The 23,612-nt window shown below is 63.7% G+C and carries 27 protein-coding genes; 16 read left to right on the top strand and 11 right to left on the bottom strand.

Annotated features, from left to right (window positions below):
* Positions 1 to 280: 280 nt before the first annotated feature.
* From L6639_RS03000 to L6639_RS02990, 3 genes are all read left to right on the top strand, one after another.
* On the top strand, positions 281 to 484 hold the full coding sequence (locus L6639_RS03000; protein ID WP_237858812.1) for a hypothetical protein: 204 nt from the start codon (positions 281 to 283) through the stop codon (positions 482 to 484).
* Positions 485 to 609: 125 nt separating this feature from the next.
* Positions 610 to 945 (top strand): hypothetical protein, encoded by a 336-nt coding sequence (locus L6639_RS02995; RefSeq protein WP_237859413.1) that lies wholly within the window; start codon positions 610 to 612, stop codon positions 943 to 945.
* 12 nt (positions 946 to 957) lie between these two features.
* The gene (locus tag L6639_RS02990; RefSeq protein WP_237858810.1) at positions 958 to 1,578 is read left to right on the top strand and encodes a general stress protein; all 621 of its coding nucleotides are present in this window, start codon (positions 958 to 960) and stop codon (positions 1,576 to 1,578) included.
* Between the two features lie 43 nt (positions 1,579 to 1,621).
* Here L6639_RS02990 and L6639_RS02985 read toward each other — a convergent pair whose 3' ends face one another.
* Positions 1,622 to 2,761, bottom strand: a complete 1,140-nt coding sequence (locus tag L6639_RS02985; protein WP_237858808.1) for a glucuronate isomerase — start codon at positions 2,759 to 2,761, stop codon at positions 1,622 to 1,624.
* A 344-nt stretch (positions 2,762 to 3,105) separates the two neighbouring features.
* Between L6639_RS02985 and L6639_RS02980 the strand changes: the two genes are divergently transcribed.
* A complete protein-coding gene (locus L6639_RS02980) occupies positions 3,106 to 3,414 on the top strand; it encodes a hypothetical protein (protein ID WP_237858806.1) in 309 nt (102 codons plus the stop codon).
* 13 nt (positions 3,415 to 3,427) lie between these two features.
* Here L6639_RS02980 and L6639_RS02975 read toward each other — a convergent pair whose 3' ends face one another.
* Positions 3,428 to 4,663 (bottom strand): carboxylate-amine ligase, encoded by a 1,236-nt coding sequence (locus L6639_RS02975; protein ID WP_237858804.1) that lies wholly within the window; start codon positions 4,661 to 4,663, stop codon positions 3,428 to 3,430.
* 630 nt (positions 4,664 to 5,293) lie between these two features.
* Between L6639_RS02975 and nhaA the strand changes: the two genes are divergently transcribed.
* Positions 5,294 to 6,520 carry a Na+/H+ antiporter NhaA gene (nhaA, locus tag L6639_RS02965; protein ID WP_237858802.1) on the top strand — a complete coding sequence of 409 codons (1,227 nt, stop codon included), beginning with the start codon at positions 5,294 to 5,296 and terminating at the stop codon, positions 6,518 to 6,520.
* Between the two features lie 17 nt (positions 6,521 to 6,537).
* Here nhaA and L6639_RS02960 read toward each other — a convergent pair whose 3' ends face one another.
* From L6639_RS02960 to L6639_RS02950, 3 genes are all read right to left on the bottom strand, one after another.
* Entirely contained in the window at positions 6,538 to 7,167 is a 630-nt protein-coding gene (locus L6639_RS02960; RefSeq protein WP_237858800.1) for an FMN-binding negative transcriptional regulator, read from the bottom strand.
* 107 nt (positions 7,168 to 7,274) lie between these two features.
* A complete protein-coding gene (locus tag L6639_RS02955; protein ID WP_237858798.1) occupies positions 7,275 to 7,865 on the bottom strand; it encodes a redoxin domain-containing protein in 591 nt (196 codons plus the stop codon).
* Positions 7,866 to 7,881: 16 nt separating this feature from the next.
* The gene (locus tag L6639_RS02950; RefSeq protein WP_237858797.1) at positions 7,882 to 9,633 is read right to left on the bottom strand and encodes an MOSC and FAD-binding oxidoreductase domain-containing protein; all 1,752 of its coding nucleotides are present in this window, start codon (positions 9,631 to 9,633) and stop codon (positions 7,882 to 7,884) included.
* A 184-nt stretch (positions 9,634 to 9,817) separates the two neighbouring features.
* Here L6639_RS02950 and L6639_RS02945 point away from each other — a divergent pair, with 184 nt between their 5' ends.
* The 5 genes from L6639_RS02945 (at position 9,818) to L6639_RS02925 (ending at position 12,603) form a co-directional block, all read left to right on the top strand.
* Entirely contained in the window at positions 9,818 to 10,198 is a 381-nt protein-coding gene (locus L6639_RS02945; RefSeq protein ID WP_237858795.1) for a nuclear transport factor 2 family protein, read from the top strand.
* Positions 10,199 to 10,554: 356 nt separating this feature from the next.
* A complete protein-coding gene (locus tag L6639_RS02940; RefSeq protein ID WP_237858793.1) occupies positions 10,555 to 11,001 on the top strand; it encodes a TerB family tellurite resistance protein in 447 nt (148 codons plus the stop codon).
* Between the two features lie 2 nt (positions 11,002 to 11,003).
* Positions 11,004 to 11,366, top strand: a complete 363-nt coding sequence (locus L6639_RS02935) for a hypothetical protein (RefSeq protein WP_237858791.1) — start codon at positions 11,004 to 11,006, stop codon at positions 11,364 to 11,366.
* On the top strand, positions 11,363 to 12,001 hold the full coding sequence (locus L6639_RS02930; RefSeq protein WP_237858789.1) for a TerC family protein: 639 nt from the start codon (positions 11,363 to 11,365) through the stop codon (positions 11,999 to 12,001). Before L6639_RS02935 ends, L6639_RS02930 begins: the two co-directional genes overlap by 4 nt.
* Before the next feature lie 29 nt (positions 12,002 to 12,030).
* A complete protein-coding gene (locus L6639_RS02925; protein ID WP_237858786.1) occupies positions 12,031 to 12,603 on the top strand; it encodes a TIGR00645 family protein in 573 nt (190 codons plus the stop codon).
* Between the two features lie 18 nt (positions 12,604 to 12,621).
* Here L6639_RS02925 and L6639_RS02920 read toward each other — a convergent pair whose 3' ends face one another.
* Both L6639_RS02920 and L6639_RS02915 read right to left on the bottom strand, forming a co-directional pair.
* A complete protein-coding gene (locus tag L6639_RS02920; protein ID WP_237858784.1) occupies positions 12,622 to 13,569 on the bottom strand; it encodes a helix-turn-helix domain-containing protein in 948 nt (315 codons plus the stop codon).
* 101 nt (positions 13,570 to 13,670) lie between these two features.
* On the bottom strand, positions 13,671 to 14,609 hold the full coding sequence (locus tag L6639_RS02915; RefSeq protein ID WP_237858782.1) for a LysR family transcriptional regulator: 939 nt from the start codon (positions 14,607 to 14,609) through the stop codon (positions 13,671 to 13,673).
* Between the two features lie 160 nt (positions 14,610 to 14,769).
* Here L6639_RS02915 and L6639_RS02910 point away from each other — a divergent pair, with 160 nt between their 5' ends.
* Both L6639_RS02910 and L6639_RS02905 read left to right on the top strand, forming a co-directional pair.
* Positions 14,770 to 15,342 carry a hypothetical protein gene (locus L6639_RS02910; protein ID WP_237858780.1) on the top strand — a complete coding sequence of 191 codons (573 nt, stop codon included), beginning with the start codon at positions 14,770 to 14,772 and terminating at the stop codon, positions 15,340 to 15,342.
* A gap of 129 nt (positions 15,343 to 15,471) precedes the next feature.
* On the top strand, positions 15,472 to 15,849 hold the full coding sequence (locus tag L6639_RS02905) for a hypothetical protein (protein ID WP_237858779.1): 378 nt from the start codon (positions 15,472 to 15,474) through the stop codon (positions 15,847 to 15,849).
* A gap of 3 nt (positions 15,850 to 15,852) precedes the next feature.
* On the opposite strand, the gene L6639_RS02900 is transcribed toward L6639_RS02905, so the two are convergent.
* Positions 15,853 to 16,230: a winged helix-turn-helix domain-containing protein gene (locus L6639_RS02900; RefSeq protein ID WP_237858778.1), complete on the bottom strand. Its 378-nt coding sequence runs from the start codon at positions 16,228 to 16,230 to the stop codon at positions 15,853 to 15,855.
* Positions 16,231 to 16,428: 198 nt separating this feature from the next.
* Between L6639_RS02900 and L6639_RS02895 the strand changes: the two genes are divergently transcribed.
* Positions 16,429 to 16,692 carry a hypothetical protein gene (locus tag L6639_RS02895; protein WP_237858777.1) on the top strand — a complete coding sequence of 88 codons (264 nt, stop codon included), beginning with the start codon at positions 16,429 to 16,431 and terminating at the stop codon, positions 16,690 to 16,692.
* On the opposite strand, the gene L6639_RS02890 is transcribed toward L6639_RS02895, so the two are convergent.
* Both L6639_RS02890 and L6639_RS02885 read right to left on the bottom strand, forming a co-directional pair.
* Positions 16,689 to 17,480 carry a COG4705 family protein gene (locus L6639_RS02890; protein ID WP_237858776.1) on the bottom strand — a complete coding sequence of 264 codons (792 nt, stop codon included), beginning with the start codon at positions 17,478 to 17,480 and terminating at the stop codon, positions 16,689 to 16,691. The genes L6639_RS02895 and L6639_RS02890 overlap by 4 nt on opposite strands.
* Positions 17,481 to 17,623: 143 nt before the next feature.
* The gene (locus L6639_RS02885; protein ID WP_237858775.1) at positions 17,624 to 18,520 is read right to left on the bottom strand and encodes an alpha/beta hydrolase family protein; all 897 of its coding nucleotides are present in this window, start codon (positions 18,518 to 18,520) and stop codon (positions 17,624 to 17,626) included.
* Positions 18,521 to 18,701: 181 nt separating this feature from the next.
* Between L6639_RS02885 and L6639_RS02880 the strand changes: the two genes are divergently transcribed.
* The 3 genes from L6639_RS02880 to L6639_RS02870 are packed head-to-tail and all read left to right on the top strand — an operon-like array spanning position 18,702 to position 22,221.
* Complete coding sequence (locus L6639_RS02880; protein WP_237858774.1) at positions 18,702 to 20,090, top strand: class II 3-deoxy-7-phosphoheptulonate synthase; 1,389 nt, start codon at positions 18,702 to 18,704, stop codon at positions 20,088 to 20,090.
* 4 nt (positions 20,091 to 20,094) lie between these two features.
* Positions 20,095 to 20,448 carry a diacylglycerol kinase gene (locus tag L6639_RS02875; protein ID WP_237858772.1) on the top strand — a complete coding sequence of 118 codons (354 nt, stop codon included), beginning with the start codon at positions 20,095 to 20,097 and terminating at the stop codon, positions 20,446 to 20,448.
* A 15-nt stretch (positions 20,449 to 20,463) separates the two neighbouring features.
* Positions 20,464 to 22,221 carry an NAD+ synthase gene (locus tag L6639_RS02870; protein ID WP_237858770.1) on the top strand — a complete coding sequence of 586 codons (1,758 nt, stop codon included), beginning with the start codon at positions 20,464 to 20,466 and terminating at the stop codon, positions 22,219 to 22,221.
* Between the two features lie 139 nt (positions 22,222 to 22,360).
* Here the strand turns inward: L6639_RS02870 and L6639_RS02865 are convergent, their stop codons facing one another.
* The gene (locus tag L6639_RS02865) at positions 22,361 to 23,539 is read right to left on the bottom strand and encodes a DUF2865 domain-containing protein (RefSeq protein ID WP_237858768.1); all 1,179 of its coding nucleotides are present in this window, start codon (positions 23,537 to 23,539) and stop codon (positions 22,361 to 22,363) included.
* Positions 23,540 to 23,612: the final 73 nt, after the last annotated feature.

Raw genomic sequence — 23,612 nt, 5'->3', positions numbered from 1 at the left:
ACTCCTGGCGGACCTCCGACTATCCAGCGAGAAGTGCGGATAGCCAATCCAGCCAGTCCGACCACCTTCGCGAAAACGCCGGGCGCTGCTTGACGTTGGAAGACAGCGCTTCCGACGACGCGACGCGCAGGCAATTCAGGCGCATGAACGCTTCCTGGCTCGCTCTTGCCGAGACGCAGGATTGGCTCGACGGCGCGGTAGCGCCGGTCGCACGGCCCTTGCCGCCAGGGCGCACAGGCTCGATCTCGTCGATTCCACACCCGCGGCGGGGACACTTGTCATGACTGAGAAGCGCAACCGCGTACGTCGGGCGAGTTCGCTCGGCGAGCGTTTGGCGGCCGATGCCGTAAGCCTGCGTGAGCAGGCCGCGCGCCTCGAACCCGGTGCAGAACGCGATGCACTCTTGAAGAGAGCACACCGCAACACGATCGCCGCCGATATCAACACTTGTCTGACCTCTCCAGGGCGCCGGCCGCGGGATTAGCCAACACGCAGGGGCGGGCCCAGCCGCTGCCTGTTGTGACCGCGAACGCGATGTCTCGAAGCGAATACGGAGGAACGAAAGCTCCGATGGGGGCTTGGCTTACTCCTTATACTCTGGAGACAATCATGAAACGTCCATCACTCTTCGTTTGCATTTCTTTGCTTGCGGCTGCCACGGCATTGGCGACAGCTCCGGCTTCGGCGCAAAATCCGCCGGCGCAATCAGGACCGAACAACAACGCGGTTAATAGTTCGGGGAAGAACAACTCCGACGCGCCGGTCGCCGGTCGCAACAGTTTCACTGAAGGACAAGCCAAGTCGAAGATCGAAGACGCCGGGTATGCCAACGTCACCGCGCTGAAGAAGGACGACAAGGGTGTTTGGCGCGGCCAGGCCAGTAAGGGTGGATCGGCCGCCGCGGTCAGCGTCGACTTCCAAGGCAACGTCAATTCAACCAAGTAAGAAAGAATCAACATGACTGTTACGATTTCCCGTCTTTACGACAAATACAGCGACGCCCAGCGGGCGGTTCAGCGGCTCGAGGCTGCCGGCGTGCCGCATTCTGACATCAGCATCGTCGCCAACAATTCCGACGGCTGGTTCAACAGCGACAAGAAGGTCGATCGCGATCGCGATGGCGTCGACGATCGCGCCGAAGGTGCCGGAAAAGGTGCCGGCATCGGTGCGGGCGTGGGTGGTACCGCGGGTCTTTTGGCCGGCCTTGGCTTGCTGGCGATCCCCGGCCTCGGACCTGTTGTCGCAGCCGGCTGGCTGGCCGCGACTGCAGTCGGTGCCGCCGCTGGAGCTGCGACTGGCGGAGTCGTCGGTGCGCTCACCGAGGCCGGCGTTTCGCGGGAGGATGCAGACTCCTATGCCGAGGGCGTTCGTCGCGGGGGTACGCTGGTGTCGGCGCGGGTCGCAGATGCCGACCGATCCCGGCTCGATTCGATCTTGAACGAGTCCGCTGTCAATTTGCGGGACCGCAGTGTCGCCTGGCAAAAGAGCGGATGGAAGTCGTTTGATCCTGCGAGCCAGCCTTATGGTGCCGAAGAGGTCCGCAAGGAGCGGCAGCTCTACGGCGGGGCACTGCGCTAAGTGAGCTTTCTGCGGCCCGCTTCGGCGGGCCGTTTTTTTCGGCTTACGCGTAGAGATATCCGACCGGTTTGCCTTCGGTGCGCAGCGGACGAATGTCCCTCTGCGTGATGATCTGGCTGGCCAGGCCGTCGATCTCGTCGCGCTGCGTCGGTGTCCAGCTGCGAAGATCGTTGATGCCCTTGAGAAGACCGAGCCGAAGCAGGTGGGTGTTCTCGGCGAGGCCGACGAGGCTGATCGCATCCTTGCCCGCCGTCACCACATCGCCGGCAGAGAGCTCGAAGCGCTCGCTATCCTTCTTCTTGAACTCGGCGCTGCCGCGAATGACGCGATAGATCACGACCTCGCCCTTGGCAAAGCACGACGCGTCCGCGGTCGCAGACGTGCTCTTCGGCAGGAGCGCGTGCCCACGCGGATCAGTTGCGATGACGTGGCCGGTCACGAGATGACCGCTCGGAATCTCGATGCCGATATCGCGCACGTAGACCTGCTGGGCCGATTTGACCGAACCGTCGGTGAGCGGCTTGTAGAGGGCATCCAGCGCGAGGGGATCCTGGAGCCAGAAGCCGGCGTCAGTGGGACGATCATGCAGCGGATGGCTCCAGGCCACGCGCGGCGTTTCGTCTTCGTTGATCTGATCCGGACCGACGATGGTCGGGTTCGGGAAGGTGGTGGGATCGGTGATGAAGGCTTCGAGGAATTTGCCGGAATAGCCCATCGAAATCGGATCCGGCACCACGGTCTGCGGCGTCTTCAAATTCTCTTCGGTTGGCAAACCCGACCAGGTGTAGAACAGCTGGCGGTGCACGATCGCGCTTTGCAGCATCACCGCGCCGGGGCCGACATTGTACCAGCGCCCGTCATAGTCGAAGGTGAACGCGCCCGAGGTGACCAGCACGAGCTGAAAGCCGCCGGGGGGCAGGTGCAGATGGAAGTCGGTGGGGCCGGTGTCGGGGCGATAGATCGGCAGGTTGGTCGCGACCTCGTGGAGCAGGAAGGTCTCGTTGTTGGCGTGAAAGCCTTCGTTGGCGCGATTGTAAAGCGCTTGCGGACGGTAGGTCGCTTCGAACTTGGCATTCTTGTCGCGATCGATCGCAACGAAGTCCTGGGCGTTGAGGCGGAGCGGTGCGCCGTTCGGATGGGTGAGGCCGGTGGTCTTGAGATCGCCCGCAGCATGCACGTTCATGACGTTCTCCGCTCTGCGCCATTGCCAAGCTTGCAATGTCATTGCGAATTTTGGGCCAGTTGATTTGCGGAGCAGCGAGCGCGCCCGGCGCCGCCATGCGGCGTACCGGTCCAGGAAAAAATCCGGTGGCTGCACGGGAGCTTAGATCGGCAGCTGACGTCGATCGCACAGCGGTGTCGCGATTGCCGGACGGCGGCGTGACTTGTCTAATTTGTCAGCAAGCGTCTCAGTGCACGCGCAGTGGCGCCGTCGACGGATCGCGCGTGACACCGCAATTGGTTGGGGCGGTGATTGACATTTTGTTCATGTTTTGTTCTTATGCTGCGACCGAGATGGAGGCAGCCATGGACAACCGCATCAACGACATTCGCAGAACCATCAGAGCGCTCCGCGTCAGCATGCGCGAGGCTGAGGCGATCATGCACGAGCAGATCAACCGCGATGAGGATTGCAGCTTCGTGGCGCAGGAGGTCATCAAGATGCGCTCGGTCATGAGTCTGCTGGTGAAGGAGCGGACCGCACTCGGCGATTTCGAGCCGATCGTCGTGAGCAGCTTCTTCATTCCGCGGCGCAGGTCGGCACGAAAGCTGGCGGCTGCGCAGGCTCCAACTGTCGAGTCCGTGTTCCGACCTCGCTCGGTGGCGCGGGCGTGAGGCGAAGGACGCCTCAAGCGCTATGGGGCGCCTGGGTACTGTGCATGATCGGCGCGCTCGCTCCTGAGATCGTCGATTGAGCGATCCATCGTGACACGGCTGCGATGTCGTCGCCGTTGTCGCGATAGGCGCGAAGCTGGAATTCAGCCGAGCTGCCGCGGTCCACAATGGTGCGGCAATGCTCGATCTCGGCGGCGCAGCCTAACGCGTCGGCGTCCTCAATGGTGTCATCGATGATTCGGGAGAGCATTTCCGAGATCGTCACCGGACCGTCCTTGGATGCAAAGATGCAATCAGTGCCGTAGCGCTGGGCGCGCCATTTGTTCTCGACCGCAATCGCGCGTTCGACCGCAGTAACCTGCTTCGACAGATGGGGCCGCAGATAGAGCTGGCGCGTCAGGCAGCGATACAGCGAGGCAATGGCGACGGCGTCGTCGACGAAGGTGCAGGTGTCGGGCGCGCGAAGCTCCAGTGTCGGATGCTTCATCGACGGCCGCATCGCCCACCAGATGTGGCTCTCGTCGGGGATCACGCCGGAGCGCTGCAATGCGCCGACATAGTCGTCGTATTCGCGCTTGCTCTCGAACAGCTCGGGCAGTCCGGTGCGTGGAAGCTCGGAATAGGCCGCGAGCCGATAGCCCTTCAGTCCCGTCTTGTGCGAATTCCAGAACGGCGAGGATGCCGCGAGCGCGATGAACAGCGGCAGATGCGGCAGCATCGCCCGCAACACCGCCATACGCTTCTCGGGATCCGGCAGTTGAACATGCACGTGCATGCCGCACATCATGTTGCGGTGGCCGATGCTGCGCAGATCCTCGATCATCTCCTCGTAGCGTGGCTTCGGGCTCGGCTGCGACATGCGCCAGACCGCCGTGGGGTGCGTGCCGCAGGCCATGATGACAAAGCCGTATTGCGCGGCGACGTTGCCGACCTCGCGGCGCAGGAACCTCAGCTCTTCCCGTGCGTCATTGACGTCGACGTGAACATTGGTGGCCACCTCGAGCTGGGACTGCAACATCTCGCGCATGGCCTGGCCGCCGGTCGACCAGTTCGCCGATTCGAACAGCTCGTTCGGAGTCTGGATCGCGACCTCGAGGGTATGACGATCGGCGAGGAAATACTCCTCCTCGATTCCGAAGGAATAGTCGGCCGCCTTGCCGCGGCCGCCAGCGGAGCGAATGACGAGATGCTGTCGGTCGTCGGAGGATTCGAGACGCAGCAATTTCAAAACGTCCAAAGCAATTGTCATTGTGCCACCCGGCGACGGTACTACCTGCGGGCGATAATCCGTCGGACGGGGGCCGGTTCCGCCTCGGAGCCACTGGAAATTGCAAGGTCGAACGGAACAATTTTCGCAGCTTCGAATGCGCGCGCGATCAGCGCGTGGTTCGCTGGCACCTCCGTCCGGTCCGTTTCCTTGTCGAACGGCTCTGACACGACAATGACCTGGTCGCCAACCTCGCGGAAATAGAGTGTGTTGGCGACATCGTTGACGGCGATGCGAAACGCATAGAGCTCGCGTCCATTGGCGATAGCGCTGGTGAAGCGCAGCCGAGCTCAGATGACGGCAGAGGTCGCGCAGATTCTCATCGCTCTGTGCCATCAGCGAATGCTCGTACTCGGTAACGTGAGGCTCGAACGAGGTGGTGTCGCCCCTGTGTGCGATCCAGCGGCACATGCGGTTCCCGTGCGGCAAAGTGTCATGAAGGTGCATCAACCATCCTCAGCTCGTCGCGGTTCCTGCCTCTTGCTCGACGCAGGCTCGCGCGGAGTGGGTTGTCTTAACGCTCGCGCCGTGTAGAAGAGCCGTGGGTGCTCACTGCATGTCGCGGTGACAGGTCAAGCGATGGTCGGGCCGCCACGCAGGATGCGTGTGCCCATGAACGATCAGCTGCCCGGCAGGCACCTGCCCAACTCACCGTTTTTCGTTGAGCGAGCGTTCTTGGCGCTCCAGCAGTTCGTGCATGTCGAGGCCGTCAGCGGCGTCATGCTACTGGTTGTCACGGCTTCCGCACTGCTGTGGGCGAACTCACCCTTCGCTCATTCGTATCATGAGGTCTGGAACCTGCCGATCTCATTTCACTTCGGTGGATTCGTCTTCGTCAAATCCCTGCATTTCTGGATCAACGATGCATTGATGACGATCTTCTTCCTCGTCGTCGGCATGGAAATCCGCCGCGAACTCCACGAGGGGGCGCTGAGCCGGTTTGATCAGGCCGCAGTGCCGGTGGTGGCTGCCGTTGGCGGTGTGGTCGTTCCCGCGCTGATCTATTTGAGCTTGAACACCGTCGCGGGTCGCGGCCAGGGCTGGGCGATCCCAACTGCGACGGATATCGCCTTTGCGGTCGGCGTGCTCGCACTGTTGGGGCGATCGATTCCCGCCGGCATCAGAGTGTTTTTGCTGGCCCTGGCCATTATCGATGACATCATCGCGGTTCTCATCATCGCACTGTTTTACACGAGCGGACTCGATTCCAGCGGCTTTCTAGTCGCAGCACTCGGCGTGCTCCTGGCGCTCGGGCTTCAACGGCTCGGCTTCGACTCCGCGATTGCCTATATCCTGCCGGGCGTGATTGTCTGGGCGGGATTCCTCATGGCCGGCCTCCATCCGACACTCGCAGGTGTTGTGCTCGGATTGATCACGCCGGTTCGCTCGGCGGCGCCCGAGATCGTGCCACCTGTCATCCGCGTCGAGACGGCACTGCATCCCTGGGTGGCCTACGCCATCATGCCGCTGTTCGCGCTGGCCAACGCCGGTATCGACCTCAGAAACGCCAAATTCGCTGACGGAGCGGAATTCGTGGCGCTCGGAATCGGGCTCGCGCTGTGCGCGGGAAAACCCATCGGCGTGATTGGTGCGGCCTGGCTTGCGGTGCGGGCAGGTGGATGCCGACTCGCGCCAGGTGTGACGTGGCCCGGCGTCTGCCTCATCGGGCTTTTGGCCGGCATTGGCTTCACCATGTCGATCTTCATCGCCATGCTCGCGTTCACCGATGAGAGAATGCTGGATGCGGCGAAATTCGGCGTGCTGCTCGGCTCGCTCATCTCAGTGACGCTCGGCCTCGGCTGGGGCGCGGAATACGCGCAAAGGCACCGCGATCAGTAAAGCGGCGCTGTCGATCGTCAATCCGACAGCGGGATCAGGCCTGCGACCTCGCGATCACCGGCGTTGTCGCTCGCCGCGAGGCCCTGCGCGACACCGATGCGATCGGCCTCCGGCCGGTTCTGGCTCATCTTGCGCTTGCCTTCGAACCGCACCACGGGGATGCGCACTCCGACAATCCCGCGCAGCTGCGCGGCGATGAAGTCGGCAGGCGCGTCACTGACCGCCCAAGGCTCTGCGCGCGCGCCTTCGTGCTTGCTTGTCAGCCGCGTCACGACCTCGAGCAAGCGCTCCGGCTCCTGGAAAAATTCCACCGGGCCGTAGGCATGCACGGCGATGTAGTTCCAGGTCGGTACGACCTTTTCGGTCTCCTGCTTGGTCGCGTACCAGGACGGCGTCACATAGGCATCGGGGCCTGAGAAGATCGCGAGCGCATCGCCGATCGGCGGCAGCTTCCATTGCGGATTGGCTTTCGCGACATGCCCATACAGCGCGCCGCGCTCGCCTTCGTTCTCGTCGAGGAAAAGCGGCAACGGTGTCGCGACCGGACCCTCCGTGGTCGCCGTCACGAGGCTCGCGAGGCGGGCTGCGCGAATGGTTGCGCGGATGCTCTCGATGTCGTCGTCCCTGAAAGCCGGGGGGATGTACATGGCGTGTCTCCGTTCTTGATACGGAGATAGCCGGAATCCGGCCTGTCATAAACGGCCGGTTTCAGCGATTTCATCGGGCCAGATCGGCAATCGCCTGCACTTCAGCCCTATTCGCCGAGCGTTTCGGCGTAAGTCTTGCCGTAGGGATAAAAATGCTCCTTGTGGCCCTGATCCCATTGCGCCTTGAATCCGGGCGCAGTGATGTCCCAATCCGGACGGCAGCTCATGCTGACGGCTCGGAGATCCGCGCGAAGCTCTTCGACGGTCGGGCGACCGAAGAACCAATAGCCGTTGTAGATCTTGTGAATACGCAAGCCGGGCGCCAGCACGATGACATGCGGAACCATTGGATTGTGGACGGGATCGGTGTATTCGGCGATGTCGAGATCCTTCTGCACGATCCGCCTGGGATCGGAGAGGAAAGGCCAGTGGGCTCCGGCGCCGGTTCGATATTCGTTGGTCTGGATGATGGTATCGGTGGTGATGGTGACGAGCCGGCAATAGCCGACCTCCATCTCGCGATGGAGCTGCAGCAGACCTTCGGTCTGGCGACGGTCCTTCGGACAGAAGCCGCCGCGGCCGAGCACGACAATCATGGGATCGATGCCCTGCAGCTCCGAGAGCCTGCGGTGCTTGCCGGTGTGGTCGCTGAGTTCGTAGTCCGGGAAGGTCGCTCCTGGCATCATGTCGGGTCGCATGAGGCTCTCCTGTGTCTTAAAGATCGATCACGATGTCGCTGTGTGGCTGGGCGCAGCAGATCAGAACATTTCCGTCCGCTGGTGCGTCGAGCGGATCGGGCGCATAGCTGACGTCACCGGCAATGAGGCCGCTCTCGCAGTTGTGGCACACTCCCGTCCGGCATGACCAGCGCACGGGGATGTCGCAGGCCTCGGCCAGCTCGAGCAGGCTGGCATAGGACAGTCCCCAGCGAACATTGAGGCCACTGCGAGCAAAGGACACCATGGGCCCGGCGCCCGGCGGTCCCGCCGGGACATGCGGGAGTGTCCTTTTTGTCGACGTTGCGATGCCGGGCGTCAGCGACGGTCCGGCGCCGAACAACTCGGTGTGGATACGATCGGGCGCGACGCCCCCCGCGCGGAGCCCCGAGGTGAGGTCGCTCATGAAGGGGCCGGGTCCGCACAGATAGAAGTCGGCGTCTTGCGGCAAATCGAGCTGCCGGAGCAGGGCAGCATCTAGATGTCCGACGCTGTCGAAATCCATCTCCAGCCGATCGCCGGGATCGGGCCTGCTGTAGCAGACATGGCTGTGATGGTGGGGAAGCCTGGTCAGGAGTTCGCGCACCTCGGTCGCGAAGGCGTGCTCGCGGCCGTTGCGGGTGCCGTGCAGCCACCAGACGTCTCGCGGCGATGCTTCTGCTGCGAGCGCGTGAAGCATGGCGAGCACCGGCGTCACGCCAATGCCGGCGCTGAGCAGGACGACGGGCCGCGTGTCCCGTCGCAGCGTAAAGCTGCCGCGGGGCGCACCGAGTTGCACGACGTCGCCGGGCCGGAGCTGGTCGGCGACGTATGTGCTGGCGATGCCGTGCGGCTCCCGTTTGATGCTGAGGCGGTAGGACGCCGCATCGGCGCGGCTCGACAGTGAATAGCTGCGGGTCATCGCCGTCGTGTCGGAAGTCCCGAGCCTGACGATGATGAACTGACCGGGCAGGCCGGCAGCGCCGGCATGTCCATCCGCAGGTTCGAGGACCAACGACGTCACGTCGTTGGTTTCGACGATCTTGCGCACGACGCGAAATGGCCGGAATCCGCGCCATGCGGGGGGCGGGCTCGCCGCCGGGCCGAGCCCGGCATTGCCGGCTGTCGCATTCTGGCCAAGCAGGGCCTCGAAGGAACGACGCCAGCCACGGCTCAGCGCCGGGATCTTCAGCGCGCGTTCGAGACGGTCACGCGGGTGAGGAGGCAGGTAAAGCAGCGCGTTGATCTCGGACACGCTCATGCTTTGAGGTCCACGCGCGACCTGAATGATCTCGTCGCCGGCCCCGACGTCACCTTCGTCGATCACGCGAAAATAGAAGCCAGGCCGGCCGTGCTTGACCAGCAGCGCAGCCATATCCGGTTCTTCCATGCGAATGCCGAGCCGGTAGCAGGTGACGCGCGGCTGCGTGACTTCAAACAGGGCAGAGCCGATCCTGTAACGATCTCCGATGCAGACCTCGCTATCGGCCAGGCCTTCGACCGTGAAGTTCTCGCCGAATTGACCGGGGACAAGGTTCGCGCGCCCCAGATGTCTTTGCCAGTAACGATAGGACTCGTCCTGATAGACGTACACGGCACGCTGTTCGCCCCCGTGACCCGCTGTATCGCCCTGGCCATCGCCGTCGATGTTGAGCTGCCGCACCCTGCGCCGCCCTTCGATGGGATACTTCCAAATGCCGGTATGGACGATCCTGCCTTGCCAGGCGACATCGCGCGGCAGGCCGACATTGACGGACAGCAAGCGTACCATTTCTGTTCCCCGGCTTGGCCTGCGCGGCGCTGCGACCGGGCGGATTCCGGATCGAGGCAGTGTCAATCTGCATCCAGATCGTGGCTTTGGCGCGTTAGGCGTTGTTAGACTTTGCTAGATGGTCTTGCCGCCGGCCGACTGCACGCTGATTTAAGGACCGGAAACGACAAGGCGGGAGGTAGCGATGGATGACCTGGCCATGCGCGCGGCGCTGCAGCGCCATTGGGATGCTTCGGATGCAAACGATTTCGAGGCAGAGCACGACATCTATCGCGAGGATGCCGTGCTCGACTATCCGCAGTCCGGCGAGCGCATCCGCGGCCGCCGGAACATTCAGGAGAGCCGTCTCGTGCAGCCGAACAAGAAGCGCTTCACGGTGCGGCGGATCATCGGCGGCGGCGATCTCTGGGTCAGCGAATTCGTGTTGACCTATGACGGTGTGCCGTCCTACGTCGTCAGCATCATGGAATTCTGCGACGGATTGGTGGCGCACGAAACGCAGTATTTCGGCGACCGGTTCGATCCGTCACCATCGCGCGCGCATCTCGTGGAGCGGGTGGGGTAGATCAACTTTCTCCGTCATTGCGAGCGTAGCGAAGCAATCCAGAGTCCTTCCACGGTGGCAGCCTGGATTGCTTCGCTGCGCTCGCAATGACGACGGGAACCGAACCCCGCTGCGGCGGCTGGTCGCAGTCGTGTCGCCTTGATTACGGCCCACCCATCTTTATCTCTCAAGCGAACAAGAATCCGGGCCCCTCTGGCGAGGACGCTGACCATCTCAGCAAAACCTCGCGATGTCGGATGACCTGTCCCGCGCGAATGCGATGGATCGGCCGATTGTCGGGCCTTCTTGAGCTCTCTCCGACCCGATCGTCCCCATTGCAGCTCCGTGCGGCCATTTCGCAAGCAAAGGGAGCAACGATGTCTGACGCCAACTATTCCAATCCCATCGAACTCGAGATCACCGAGCCATCTCGCTTCAATGAGCAGGCTGCGGTGGCGCTGGTGATATCAGGCGCGCTGGTTGCCGTCGCCGATCGCCGCGTCTCTCCGGTCGAGCGCGACGAGGTGATCCGCTTTATCAGGGAACGCGGTCTGGCGCCGCATATCAGCGATGACCGCCTGTCCTCCATGTTCGACGAGCTCGCTGCGCGGCTCGAAAAGCCTGACTTTGCCAATGTCGTGATCGACACACTGCGTCCGGTCTCGGACTTGCCGCTGTCGTCCCATCTCATCGAGCTGTCGGAGCGTGTCGCGGCGGCAGACGAAGACGTGCACCCGCACGAAGTGCAGGCGATCAAGCTGTTGCGCCTGCTGACGCTGGTGCTGCCGCGCGCCAAGCCGGTCGAAGCGGCCGCGAAGGGGTGATCATGAGCGCAGCTTCGGACGAGCAGAGGACGAAATTCGAGGCTGCCAGTGGCAGGCCTGCCGGTGGCGACCCGCGGCTCGACGCGCTCGTCCATCGTTTGCCGCCGCGCGTTGCCAGCACCGTCGACTATCTCCTGCAACCCTCCAGCCGCTGGGTCCGGATTCCCTCGGGCGCGCTGCTCGTCGTCGGTGGTGTGCTGTCCTTCCTGCCGGTGCTCGGCGTCTGGATGCTGCCGCTCGGCCTCGCGCTGCTCGCCGAGGACGTGCCGGCGCTGCGCGCGTCACGCTCAAAGGCTTTCGACTGGATCGAGCGTCGCAAGCCGCACTGGCTGGATCCGTCCGCTCCGAAGAATGATGAGACATGATCGACTTCATCACGGCTGACGCGCTGACCGCGTTAGTCCAGGTCGTTCTGATCGACCTCGTGCTCGCCGGCGACAATGCCGTCGTCATCGGCCTTGCCGCCGCCGGTCTGCCGGCCGAGCAGCGCCGCCGCGCCATCGTCGTCGGCATCATCGCCGCCACAGGCTTGCGCATCGTCTTTGCCGGCGTCGCGACGCAGCTTCTGCAAGTGATCGGCCTGCTGCTGGCCGGCGGCGTGCTGTTGCTGTGGGTGTGCTGGAAGATGTGGCGTGAGCTGCGCGAGCAGGCCGCGCAGTCCAGACAGCTCGCGTTCAGCCATGGCGGCGGCGCGACCGGTGCGACCGCGCCCCGGAAAACCTTCGGGCAGGCGGCGATGCAGATCGTTGCCGCCGACGTCTCGATGTCGCTCGACAACGTGCTCGCTGTTGCGGGTGCCGCGCGCGAGCATCCCTACATCCTGGTCTTCGGCCTGCTCCTGTCGGTTGCGCTGATGGGCGTTGCCGCCGATCTGCTCGGCCGCGTGCTGCAGACTCAGCGCTGGATCGCCTATGTCGGTCTCGCCATCATCGTCTACGTCGCCTTCGAGATGATCTATCGCGGCTCGCTCGAGCTCGCGCCCGTGATCGCTAGCCTCTGAACCCCGCCTTCGCCTTCCTGGAGTCATTGATGTCGTCTGAACCCAAAGCACCTTTGGCGAACCCGCCAATCGGCCTGTTTCCGCGGTTGATCTTCGGCTCGCGCTGGCTGCAATTGCCGCTCTATGTCGGCCTCATCGTCGCACAGGCGGTCTATGTGCTGCTGTTCCTGAAGGAGCTGTGGCACCTCGTCGCGCACTCCTTCGACGCCAGCGAGCAGCAGATCATGCTGGTCGTGCTCGGGTTGATCGACGTCGTCATGATCTCCAACCTGCTCGTGATGGTGATCGTCGGCGGCTACGAGACCTTCGTCTCGCGCCTGAACCTGCGCGGCCATCCCGATGAGCCGGAATGGCTGAGCCACGTCAATGCCAGCGTGCTCAAGATCAAGCTCGCGATGGCGATCGTCGGCATCTCCTCGATTTCACTGCTCAGGACTTTCATCGAGGCGGGTAACCTCGGCACCACGCGCAGCAATTTCACCGAGACCGGCGTGATGTGGCAGGTGCTGATCCACCTGACCTTCATCATCTCGGCGATCGGCATCGCCTGGGTCGATCGTCTCAGCGAGAATGGACATCGTAAGGAGAACGGTCACGCGTGATGACGTGAGCTGGTCTGATCAGAGACGCCGGCTCCGCGCCAGCGTCTCGGAGGGCATCTCGCCGAACGCCACCCGGTAGCCGCGCGAGAAGTCGCCGAGGTGCCAGAAGCCGTTGCCGAGAGCCGCGGCCTTGACGCTCAAGCCAGAGAAGCCGGACATGAGCTGAATGCGGGTAGACCACAGCCGCTTGAGCCGCAGATAATGATGCAAGCTCACGCCGTGCACCGCATGCGTCGCGGTCTGGAGTGTGCGCACCGAGATGTTGAGCGCGGCGGCGAGGTCTTCGCTGTAGAGCGGGCGGCTGCCGAACGTCGCCGCGACTTCGTCGAGCTGCGCGATCAGTTTGCGGTGCTTGTCGAACGAACCCGGCCGTGCGCGGAGACTGTCGGACGCCACCAGCGTGTCGTCGAGGCAGGCGAGCAGCGTCTCCTGGATCGGCCGGTTGAGCATGGCGAACTCCCTGGGGTCGTTGAGGCTGGAGGCCAGGTTGAACATGCTCGTGATCGCGGTTCGCAGCCGTGTCATGGCCGCGTCTTGTGGACGGTAATAGCTAAGCCCGCTGGTGTAGTCAGCCCAGCCGCGATGGCGCATTTCCGAGTTGAAGCGCATCATCAGGTAGGTGTTGGTGCCATATGCGAGGGAATCGATCGGGACCTTGCCACGCACGACGTTCACCACGGAGCTGTCGATCTCATGGCCGTTGGTGATTGAGTGAAACGAAAACGGGACCGTGAGGCCGATGCCCTGGTCGGTGCCGACCTCGGCCTCGAAACGGCGAGCGAAGGCGCGCTGGAACACGAACAGCCCGTCCTGGAGCGGCAGGATGGCGCGCGACAGCGAGACCTCATGCGGGCGCAGCGGCGTGCTGACGCCGAGGCCGAGGACGTCATTGGCGCGAAACTCGTCGAAGTCCGAGAAACGCTCGATGCGGAGGATGCGCGAAGCTGTGAGCTGACGTATCGGCATGTCTGGATACGGCGCGCTGCCAGGAGGAGGGGAAATAATGCGTGGAAGGTATCAGATGGCCGGCCCTCAGCCCTATTCCGGGAAACTACTGCGACGCCTCATCACACGACTTGCGGATAGGAGCCATTCTCCCGTCGCTCGCGCTCGCCCAGTTCGCGCACCAGTTCCTGGAGAAATGAGTCCGTGAACGCGGGCAGGGTGCGCTCGGCGCGGACATAGATACCGAGATCCGACCAGACCGGGCTGCCGGCATTGTCGAGCGGCAGGAACACGAGCTGCGCGTCGCGTGACAGCCTGCCGATGCCGAGCTGGGTCTGGAAGGCGACGCCGACGCCGCGCGCAGCGAGCTCGCGCATCAGGTCGATCGAGTTGGCCTGGATCGCCGGCTCCGGCGTCTCGGAAAGCTGCGCGATCAAGGGCTGCAGCAGATGGTAGATCGACAGCTCCGGCAGCGCCTGAATGACGGGGAAGGCGAGACATTGCTCCAGCGTCACGGTCTTGCGGCGCGCCAGCGGATGCTCGCGGGCGACCAGCGCCCCGAGGCGAAACCGCTTCAATGCGACCTGGCGCAGATCGGGCGGATGAATGAGCGCGATGGCGATGCCGATATCGGCCTCGCCCCGGCGCAGGGCTTCGAGCACGTCGGACGATCCCATCACCTCGGTGGTGAAGCTGACACGCCGATTCCTGCTGCGATGTGAGGCGATCAGATCCGGCAACACCGACTCCGTGAGGGACTCGATACAGGCGATGCTGATGGTGCCGTGCCAGGCGCCGGACAGCGAGGCGACATCCGAGCGGAAGCGGTCGAGGTCCTGCAGCACGTTCATGACGTGGCGTGCCAGCATCTCGCCGACTGTAGTCAGCGTCAGGCCGCGCGCGGTTCGCTCGAATAAGGGCGATCCAACCTCTTGTTCAAGCTTGAGAATTTGCCGGCTGACGGCCGAGGAAGCGACGTTCAGGAGGCGTGCTGCGGCTCGGATCGAGCCGGTGCGACGGACGGCGTGAAAGTACTGGATCGAAGGTGAATGAAAGCGCATGGGACCCTTGGTGCCACTATAGCTGTTGCCGAAACGGCAGCAACCTGTGCGAAATTCTCTGCCTTTTGAGAGCGCTGAGTTCTCCCTAGTGTCATGTGCCAACGGGCCCCTCGGGCCCGCGCGGTGACGCGCCCGCAACGATGCGGCAGGGGATTTTGGGGTGAATGAGACGATCGCTTGCGAGCTGGAGCACGGGCGGGATGCCCGTCTGGTCGACCGCCGCCGCGCGGCTGCTTATGTCGGCGTGACCGCCGGCCGCTTCGAGCAGCTGGTGCGCGACAATGTCGTGCCGCCGCCTGTCATGGTCGACAACAAGCGGCGCTGGCCGATCGCGTTGCTCGACGATGCCAGGGAAGCGGTCGGCAGTAGCTTGCCGTCGCAGCGGGTGGTGCAAACCGAAGTCGAGGCGCGTCCGTGCGACCGCGACGCCTTGCCGTCTTCGCGAGAGCTGCCAGATGCGGGCTGGTTCGAGCAGCGCGCGAGCTTCGTCCAGCGCGTGCGCCGCTCGCTGCTCTCGGGCAACGAGATCCGCCTGCTGCGCGAGTTCAAGCTGCTCAAGCAGAAAGAGATCAGCATGTACGGCTACTATGGCAGCTTCGAAGCGCTGATGGTGCGCGGCTATATCGTCGAGATCGACCGCAAGCCGCCGTCGAGCCGCCCCTTGGTGACCTATCGCCTCACCGTGCCGGGCCAGCAGGTGATCGCCGCGCTGAAGGACCATCCGGTCTTCTGATCCGCCGCGTTATGTGAGAGTTTCGTAGACCCTCGGATATCGATCAATTCCAGAAAAAGCGGCTGGACGCGGCTCGACGTGTCGATATATCGTGACGGATATAGCGGAGTGTGTTCCCGGGACGTGACGATGGAAATCAAGGTGAGGCAGCTCACGACCTGCGAGGTAGCGTCCGATGGCGGAGCGATCTCGCTGGGCTTCGAGGATGTGTCGGGCAATCCCGCCGCGGTCAGCGTCTCGCTCAACCAGGTCGGCGCTCTCATCATGACGCTGCCCGGATTGCTCGAGGCGGCGCTGAAGGCTCGCTACGGCAACCAGAGCTTGCGCTACGCCTATCCGCTGGCATCCTGGGTGCTGGAACAATCCACCGACACGACCCAGCGCATCATCACGCTGGAGACCGAGGACGGTTTCAAGGTCCGCTTCTCGATCCCGAGGGATGAGCAGAGCCTGCTGGGCGAAGCGCTGGTCCAGCCGATGCCCAAGATGATGGCGCGGCCGAATTGACGGTCAAGAGGACTTGCGGGAACGGACGATGTCGCTCTTGAGTGCTTCCAGGTCCTTGTGCGCGGCGCGTGCGGCGTCGCGCTCGATCTTGCGGTAGCGCGCGACAAGCTTTTCGCCGAACGGGGTCAGCATGGCGCCGCCGCCGTTCTTGCCGCCGGCCTGCGGCTCGACCGCGGGATGTCCGCAGATCCGGTTGATCTCGTCGACGAGATCCCAGGCGCGCTTGTACGACATGTCCATGGCGCGGCTGGCCGCGGAGATCGAGCCTTGTTCGCGGATCTGCTCCAGAAGCTCGATCTTGCCGGGCCCGATCCGGTCCTCGCCGTCGAGGTCGATGCGAAGGCTCAGCTGGGGCAGAGATTTGGCGCTCGCGCGCGACATGACGGCGTCTCTTGAACGGTTCTAATTCGAGCTTGCCATTCTTGATGACGCCTAATCAAGCGGGCTCTCTTTTCGAGATCGATAAAATTGTCTGCAATCCGTTCAGGAGCGGCAAACCGTGCGGATAAGAAGCCTGGCGCCTTAAACCAGAGGTTTGGAACCGACCTGCATTCTGCCGCAAAAGGGCAGGGCATCAACATGTCAGTTCTCAAGGAGGTCGTCGCAGCAGTCATGGGAGTCTACGCACTCCTGTTTGCATGCGACACATTGTTCGGGGTCGGCGAGGCGCGCTTCGACGATTCCTATTATAGCGCCAGCTTCTACGCGCCGAAGCCGCAGGAATTCCGTTTCGCCAGCGACACGCCGCCGGCGACCCGCGTCAGCGACGCCTTTGCGCAATTCTCGGCGGCGGAAGCCAAGCCGAACAAGCGCTACTCGTCTCTGACGACGATCATTCGCTAGGCGCGCTCGGCTGCGTGATCGCCCGGATGCTGTCCGGCGCGCTGCGGAATCAGCAGCAGGCAGATCACGATGAATGCCGCGATGACGGCGGAGGCCAATGGTCGGCTGAGCGCCAGCCCGCCCTGACCGAGCGGCTTGTCGAGGAAGTCGCCGACGGTCGCGCCCAGAGGTCGCGTCAGGATGAAGGCGGCCCAGAACAGGGTCACGCGCGAGACACGCGTCCAGAAATACAGCGCTGCGACCACGGCGAGTCCGGCCGCGAAGATCAGCGCGCCGCCGCGATAGCCCATGTCGCCGGTGTCGGCGATCCAGTCGCCGAGCGCGGTCCCCAGCGTCTGCGAGAAAGTGATTGCACCCCAGTAGAAGGCTTCCGCCCGCGGGCTGCTGACGCTGTTGACCGAGATGGTTCCTTCCGAGCGATACCAGAGGCCGAGCACCAGCACGAGACAGACCAGCAGCAGCGTCGCGCCACCGGTGTAGCCGATGCCGAGCGAACGGTCGGCGAAGTCGGCCATCGTGGTCCCGAAGGTGGTCGAGGCCACGATGGTTGACCAATAAAGTGCTGGATGGAATTTCTGCGCGCGGATCTGTGCCGCGACGAGGACGACCATCGCCGCCAGGAACAGGCACGTACCCGCGAGATAACCCCAGTTCAGCGTCATCGTCACGGTATCGCCGCCGGTCTCGCCCAGCGTCGTGGCTGCGATTTTGATGATCCAGAAGCCGAGCGTGACCTCGGGGACCTTGCTTTCGCTGACGGGGCCGCCGCTCCTGGAGTGATGTTCCATGATGTCCTCGTCGCGTCGAGTGTGGTCGCAACGAGATCAACCGCGTTGCCGCCCCTTTGGCATTCGCAAACGACGGTGGCGGAAATCAGTTTCAATTTGGCAGACAACGAAGACGTGATGAGCGGCAATGCCGCCGCCAGACGTCACTCCCCCTGGATCCACTCCGCCACGCCGCGCCACAGCGTGTCGCGATGGTCGGGGCGGAAGAAGCCGAAATGGCCGATCGTTTTTGCGCTGACGTCGGACGGCTTCACTGTCAGCACCTCCGGCTTGATCGCCGTGAAACCTGACGTGAGCAGCTCGACAGCGGGCCGCGTCGCCCAGGGATCGTCGGAAAAGCAGAGCGCGCGCAGCTCGCCTTTGAACTTCGCAAAGTTCTCCAGCGCCGGCAGTTTTGAATCGAACAGATAGCGCGGGCTCGAAACCCAATCGGCCCATTGCAGGAACACCCCTTTGGGCAAATCCTCCCCGATGCCGACCCAGCCTGGCGCGTAGCCGAATGCGTGGACCAGCGGCACGCCAATGAGGTTCATGAAGGCGAAGACGCGATATTTCTCCGGCGACGTCATCAGCCGCCAGGTCGCGGCCTGGGAGGCCACGAACGCCGCGCGCGAAATCTCGCTGTTGTTCTCGATCAGCCCGAGCGCCTGACCGCCGAAGGAGTGGCCGACGTAAGCGAGCGGAAGGCCATGATAGCGTTCACGCATCCAGCGCACCGCGGCGGTGACGTCCTGCGCGGCCCAGTCCGACATCGAGGCCTTGAAGCCAACCAGCGATTTCGGCTGGTTGTAGCCGACCATCGCGGGCAGCCGGGAGTCGCCAATGCCGCGATAATCGTAAGTCAGCACCGCGCAGCCGCGATGGGCGAGGTAGGAGGCAAAGCCCTTGTAGATTTTGCGCGGGACGGCGGTCGCCGAATTGATCAGGACGGCATGGCGCTTGGCGCCGCGCGGCAGGAACAGCGTGCCTGTCAGCGCATATCCGTCGGTCGCCGGGAAGCTGATCTCGTCGATGAAAACGTCGTCCAGTGGCGCGTCCATGGGGGAAGCTGTCTTGCCGGTTTGCTCTGCCACCCCCCAGCAAATGCGAATTCGGCTTTTCCCGCAAGGGTTTGCGTCGCGAAATGGATTTACAACTGGCGATGTCGCGCCAGCCTGTGTATAAGGCGGCCCTCGCAACCCACAGATCAGGTTGCACTTTTCGCTTCACGGAGAGATTGCGATGTCCGAGCGGTGGACGCCCGAGTCCTGGCGCAGCAAGCCGGTGCTACAGGTGCCCGAATATCCCGACGCCAAGGCCTTGGCCGACGTCGAGGCGCAGCTTGCAACGTTTCCGCCGCTGGTGTTCGCCGGCGAGGCGCGCAATCTGAAAAAGGCGCTGGGGCGCGTTGCGGCCGGCGACGCTTTCCTGCTGCAGGGCGGCGATTGCGCCGAGAGCTTTGCCGAGCACGGTGCCAACAACATCCGCGACTTCTTCCGCGTGCTGCTGCAGATGGCGGTGGTACTGACCTATGCCGGCGCCGTGCCGGTGGTGAAGGTCGGCCGCATCGCCGGCCAGTTTGCCAAGCCGCGGTCGTCGCCGACCGAGAAGGTTGATGGCGTCGAGCTGCCGAGCTATCGCGGCGACATCGTCAACGACATCGCCTTCACCAAGGAAGCGCGCGTGCCGGATCCGCAGCGCCAGCTGATGGCCTATCGCCAGTCGGCCGCGACGTTGAACCTCTTGCGCGCGTTCGCGACCGGCGGCTACGCCAATCTCGGCAGCGTGCATGAGTGGATGCTCGGCTTCCTCAAGGATTCACCGCAATCCCGCCGCTACAAGGAGCTGGCCGACCGCATCTCGGACGCGCTCAACTTCATGCGCGCCTGCGGCCTCGACCTCGAAAGCCATCCGGAGCTGCGCGCCACCGATTTCTACACCAGCCATGAGGCGCTGCTGCTCGGCTACGAGCAGGCCATGACCCGCGTCGATTCCACGACCGGCGACTGGTACGCGACCTCTGGCCACATGATCTGGATCGGCGACCGCACCCGCCAGCTCGATCACGGGCATGTCGAATATTTCCGCGGCATCAAGAACCCGATCGGCCTCAAGTGCGGCCCGTCGCTCAAGCCCGACGAGCTGCTGAAGCTGATCGACGTGCTCAACCCCGACAACGAGCCGGGCCGGCTGACGCTGATCAACCGCTTCGGCTCCGACAAGGTCGCCGATCATCTGCCGGGCCTGATCCGCGCGGTGAAGCGCGAAGGCAAGGTGGTGGTCTGGTCGTGCGATCCCATGCACGGCAACACCATCACCTCCACGTCAGGCTACAAGACGCGGCCGTTCGATCGCGTGCTGTCGGAGGTGAAGTCGTTCTTCACCATCCACGCCGCGGAAGGCACTCATGCCGGCGGCGTGCATCTTGAGATGACCGGCCAAGACGTTACCGAATGCATCGGCGGCGCCCGCGCCATCACCGACGAGGATCTCAACGACCGCTATCACACGGTCTGCGATCCCCGGCTCAATGCGGAGCAATCCATCGACATGGCCTTCCTGGTCGCCGAACTGCTGAAGCAGGAACGAGCCGGCAAGGTTCGGCCGATGCCGGCCGCAGCGGGGCTCTAAGACCTTGCTGCGGATCTGGAAGGCCACGATCAATTCCCGCAACGGAATGGCCTTTGCGTTCCGTTCGGAGCAGGCCATCCGCGAGGAGGTCTTTGCGCTGATCCTGTCGCTGCCGGTGGCGTGGTTCGTCGCCGCAACCGCGATGCGGGCAGTTGAGCTCGTGTGTGCGGTTGCGTTCGTGCTGGTCGTGGAGCTGCTCAACACCGCGATCGAGAAACTCGCCGACCGCCTGACCATGGATCACGACAAGCAGATCGGGCGGGTCAAGGACATGGGCTCGGCTGCAGTTGGCGTCGCGCTGCTGATGGCCGGCGCATTCTGGATCATCGCCATCGTCGAGCGATTGGGATTCCTCTAGCTGGACGAGGCGGCCATGACCGAACGTCTCAACGCCTTCGCGGTCACGCTCGCCCAGCTCAATCCGACCATGGGCGATATCGAGGGCAATGCCGCCAAGGTTCGCGTCGCACGCGCGCGCGCCATCGCCGATGGCGCCGATCTCGTGCTGTTTCCGGAATTGTTCATCGCCGGCTATCCGCCGGAGGATCTGGTGCAGAAGCCGGCCTTCCAGGCGGCCTGCCGCGTCGCGATCGAAACGCTCGCGCGCGAGACTGCTGACGGTGGCCCGGCCTTGCTGGTCGGCACGCCCTGGGTCGAGGACGGCAAGCTCTACAATGCCTGCGCGCTGCTCGATGGCGGGCGCATCGCCGGCCTGCGGTTCAAATGCAATCTGCCGAATTACGGCGTGTTTGACGAGAAGCGATTGTTTTCGCGCGGGCCTGCCTCAGGTCCTGTCACCGTGCGTGGCGTGCGGATCGGCGTGCCGATCTGCGAGGATATCTGGCTGGAGGAGTCCGAGGATTACGAGAACGTTGTCGAGACGCTGGCCGAGACCGGCGCCGAAATCATCCTGGTGCCGAATGGCTCGCCCTATGCCCGCGACAAGAACGATGTGCGTCTGTCGGTGGCGGTCGCGCGCGTCACCGAAAGCGGCCTGCCGCTGGTCTATCTCAACCAGGTTTGCGGCCAGGACGAACTCGTGTTCGACGGAGCCTCGTTCGCGCTCAATGGCGATCTCTCGCTCGCCGCGCAACTGCCGGCATTCGCAGAGAGCGTCACGACCTTGCGCTTCGTCAGGACCGGCGGGGATTGGCGCTGCACCGGTCCAATCGCAGAGCAGCCCGAAGGCGACCGCGCTGATTACGCTGCCTGTGTGCTGGGCCTGCGCGACTACGTCGCCAAGAACGGCTTTCCCGGTGTACTGCTCGGTATCTCCGGTGGCATCGACTCCGCGCTGTGTGCGGCGATCGCGGTGGATGCGCTTGGGGCAGATCAGGTGCATGGCGTGATGCTGCCGTATCGTTACACAGCGGCTCACTCGATTGCCGATGCCGGCGAGCTCGCCGGCCATCTCGGTATCCGTTACGAAGTGCTGCCGATCGCGGAAGCCGTAACCGGCTTCGAGACCATCCTGTCCGGCCTCTTCAAGAACCTGCCGCATGATATTACCGAGGAAAATCTTCAAGCTCGGACCCGCGGCACGCTGCTGATGGCGATCTCCAACAAGACCGGGCTGATGGTGGTGACGACAGGCAACAAGTCGGAGATGTCGGTCGGCTACGCCACGCTCTATGGCGACATGAACGGCGGCTTCAATCCGATCAAGGACATCTACAAGACCCAAGTGTTTCGGCTCGCAAGCTTGCGCAATGCATGGAAGCCGGAGGGGGCACTCGGGCCCGCAGGCGAGGTGATTCCGCCTGATATCATCACGCGTCCGCCGACGGCCGAATTGCGTGAAAACCAGACCGATCAGGATTCATTGCCGCCTTACGACGTGCTCGATGCGATCCTGGAGCGTCTGGTCGAACGCGAGGAGCCGCTCGACCAGATCATCGAAGCCGGCTTCGACCGCGAGACGGTGTCCCGGATCGACCATCTGCTCAACGTCGCCGAATACAAGCGCCGCCAGGCCGCACCCGGGGTGAAGGTCACGCGCAAAAACTTCGGCCGCGACCGCCGCTATCCCATCACCAACCGCTTCCGCGATCGGGGCGAGAAGCTGCCCGCACCCGATGAGACCCTGGTGTCACGCGGCAGCAAGGCGTCGATCGACGCGTTCGAGGGGTAGCCATTCATTCCGCTGTCATCATCCGCGAAAGCGGATGATCCAGTACTCCGCGGCGGATATCGTGAAAACCAATCGGCGCCGCGGAGTACTGGATGCCCCGCTTTCGCGGGGCATGACAGCTGAGTTGGGGGCTGAGTTACTACTTCTGCTGCGGCAGGAAGGTCGGGCCGACCGAGCGGATCGGCTTGTTTTCCGAGGTCGCGGTTGCGCTCGAATCCGCAGGTGGCGTCGTCGCCGGCGCGGCGGCGGTGGCCGGAGCTGCGCCCTTCTTGCCATTCGCAGGTGCGCCCTTGGTGAGCTGCCGTTGCTGCATCTTCTTGGCGCTTTCCTCGGTGACGATGATGTCACCCTGCTGCTCGACCGCGGCCTTGTCGTCGGCCGATTTCAACGCGTCGGCCCAGCTCTGGCCGGCCGCCTTGCAGGAGCAGGACGGGTTGAACTCGCTGCGGAATTTGAAGGCGGTCGGCAGCGACGTGTAGGGCTGACCGCTGATCGAGACCGCGGAGTTCATGTCCTCGCCGGGATTGCGGTGGGCATAGAGCACCGCTTCGGCTGCCGGGCACAACGCCTTGCAGGTCTTCTCGTCGTCCGGGAAGCGCGCCGGCACGGTCGCAAACGAGATCGGGAAATAGGCGCCGTCGCAGGTGCGCACGCACACGGTGCGATAGGTGCCGGATTGCGGGCCGAGATCGGATGGCGGCACACCTTGCGGATTATTCGGGTTGTTGCCGCCGCCGAACAGATTGCTCAGGAAGTTGCCGGCGCCTTGCGACTGCGCGGCATTGGCGTATTGCGGGCCGCAATTGTTCTGCGCGAGCGCAATCAGCACCGAGCGACGCTGGCTGTCGCGCTCGGGGTTGCCGCCGCCCGGACCGCCACCGCGCAGGCGCTCGAGATTGCTAGTGATCTGGTCCAGGTTGGCGCGCATCTGCTGGATCTGGGTGTTAACCGGACCGCATTGTGCGGATTGGCCGTTGAACAGCGAGAAGAAGCCGGACGAGTCGCAGCCCATGCGCTTGGCCTGCATGGTGACGCGATCGAGCTCAGCCTGCTGCTTGGCCTGGGAATCCTGGTAGCGGCGGATCTGGTCCTCGCGGGCAGGGTCGCTGCCGCCGCGATCCAGCGCGGCGAGCTGGCCTTCCAGGCGCACGCACATCGGGTTCGGTCCGAGGCCGCTTTGGGCAGGCGGAGGCGGCGCCGCTCCGGGCGGGCCAGCCTGGGCGAAGGCATCGGTGGCGAGCACGACGCTGAGAAGCACGGTGCAGGCAAGGAGAAAGCGGGGACGGGACAGAGACAAAAATTCAGGCATATCCGCCATTCTAGCGAGGTCACGGCCGCAAGTGACTTACCGATGCGATTTGGGAGGCCGACGCGCGCCCTCCAATAGCCGC

Source organism: Bradyrhizobium zhengyangense, assembly GCF_022012555.1.
GTDB lineage: Bacteria > Pseudomonadota > Alphaproteobacteria > Rhizobiales > Xanthobacteraceae > Bradyrhizobium > Bradyrhizobium zhengyangense.
The sequence above is the reverse complement of the archived record's forward strand: the minus strand, read 5'-3'. Positions and strand labels throughout refer to the sequence as shown.